1 protein-coding gene and 1 pseudogene are annotated in these 1889 nt (G+C 55.6%); both read left to right on the forward strand.

What is annotated here, in order from left to right; translation table 11 throughout:
* Positions 1 to 214, forward strand: a pseudogene (locus K6T64_RS16760) (PucR family transcriptional regulator ligand-binding domain-containing protein); the annotation flags it as partial.
* A gap of 10 nt (positions 215 to 224) precedes the next feature.
* Positions 225 to 1565: an NCS1 family nucleobase:cation symporter-1 gene (locus K6T64_RS16765; protein WP_288011383.1), complete on the forward strand. Its 1341-nt coding sequence runs from the start codon at positions 225 to 227 to the stop codon at positions 1563 to 1565.
* Positions 1566 to 1889: the final 324 nt, after the last annotated feature.

Consider the following 1889-nt stretch of genomic DNA (forward strand, 5'->3'; position numbering starts at 1 on the left):
GATGGATGCGCCGGATATTATCGATTTTCTCAAACCAAACGAACTTTTGGTCACCACCGGATACGGCCTAAAAGATCACCCCGGTGCCCTGGTGGATTTGGTCCGCCAAATGGCGCAAAAAGGCTGCGCCGGCTTGGGGATCAAGATCCGGCGGTTCCTTCCGGAGACCCCTCCGGAGATGGTCCGGGCCGCCGATGAGTGGGCGCTGCCGATCGACGGTGTGGATGGGTATGGTTCACAATATCGTGGCTTACGAAACGGCGGGCAGCCTGCTTGGACTCGGGATGAGTGTGTGGCAGGCTCTGGCCACCGTCGTCGTGGCGAATGTGATCTTGATCCTTGCGATGTGGGTGAACAGCGTGGCCGGGGCCAAATACGGGATTCCGTTTCCGGTGTTGGTGAGAGCGTCGTTTGGTCATCAAGCGGCACAGATCCCGGTGTTGATCCGGGCATTTGTGGCGATTTTCTGGTTTGCCGTACAGTCCTGGGCGGGCAGTAAGGCGGTTGGCGCCGTGCTCGGCCTTCTCATTCCCGGTTGGGCGGCTCTGGGTGACGTTCATGTGCTTGGAATGGGTCTGAACGACGCTCTGGCATATGCCGTGTTCTGGGTGCTGCATGCGTACGTGATTTCACATGGAATGGAACGTGTGAAATTTTTCGAACTGTGGGCGGGACCATTGGTGATTGTGCTCGGCCTCGGTTTGGTCACTTGGGCCTTGGTCGCGGCGCACGGGGTCGGCCCCCTTTTTGCTGAACCAAGCAAGTTGACGAACGGTCAGTTTTGGCACGTGTTCTTCCTCTCGGTCACCGGTTTGATCGGTGTGTGGGCGACGTTGGTTCTAAACATCCCTGACTTTACCCGGTTTGCCCGGAGCCAAAAGGATCAGGTGGTCGGGCAGGCGATCGGGCTGCCCGGCACGGCGATTGTTTTTGCCGTGATGAGCATTATCATTACATCCGGGACCATCGTGGTATTCGGTCGACCGATATGGGATCCGGTGGAGCTGTTAAAGCAGTTCCACAATCCGGTCATCCTGATTCTCGGGTCGTTTTCCCTATTGGTTGCGACGCTGTCGGTGAACGTTGCGGCAAATGTCGTTTCCCCAGCATATGATTTGATTAATTTGTTCCCCAAGAAACTCAATTTTGTAAAAGCCGGGATGCTGTCCATTGTCATTGCGCTGTTCTTTGCCCCTTGGCTCTGGTTTGACAACGCAAATACGATTTTTGCGATCCTCGGTGCGATCGGGGGCACGTTGGGGCCGGTGGCGGGGATTATGATCGGTGATTTCTATTTTGTTCGTCGGAGAAACTGCGATATGGCCGCTTTCTATAGTCGGAACGGTCCGTATTCCTACAGCAACGGATGGAATTTTCGAGCGTTGGTGGCGATGGGAATCGGTACGATCCTCTCTCTGATCGGGTTGTTCGTTCCGCCATTGAGCGGCCTTTACGCTTATTCATGGTTTTTGGGGGTGGGCGCCGGGTTGATTGTTTATGTTTTTCTGATGCGGCCAAGGGAATCGGTGGTTGCATTGACCCGGGCTTCATCGGAGGTGGATTAGGCTCCCGGTTTATGGCGGACCGTGGGCGCCGATCAGGAATTCGGGGGGGAGGCGGTGTGGGTGGATTCCGGTTATTGATGGGGTGACATCGGCCGTGAAGATCGCTGTGGCCATAGTTGATCTTAGGATATCCCAAAAAAGGAACAAATGACAACGCATCATCGATTGAGGCCATCGAGGAGGTTTCCTCCGGAGATTTGACGTGCTCGGGAGGAGAAAGTCTTCGATGGCCTTTTCTGATGTTCATGCCTGGCGGTACCTGCGTTTGAGGGCAACATACAAGGCAACCAGGACGGCCAGGGCGATGAGACCGGGCACCAGGTA

This window comes from Kyrpidia sp. (assembly GCF_023512215.1).
GTDB lineage: Bacteria > Bacillota > Bacilli > Kyrpidiales > Kyrpidiaceae > Kyrpidia > Kyrpidia spormannii.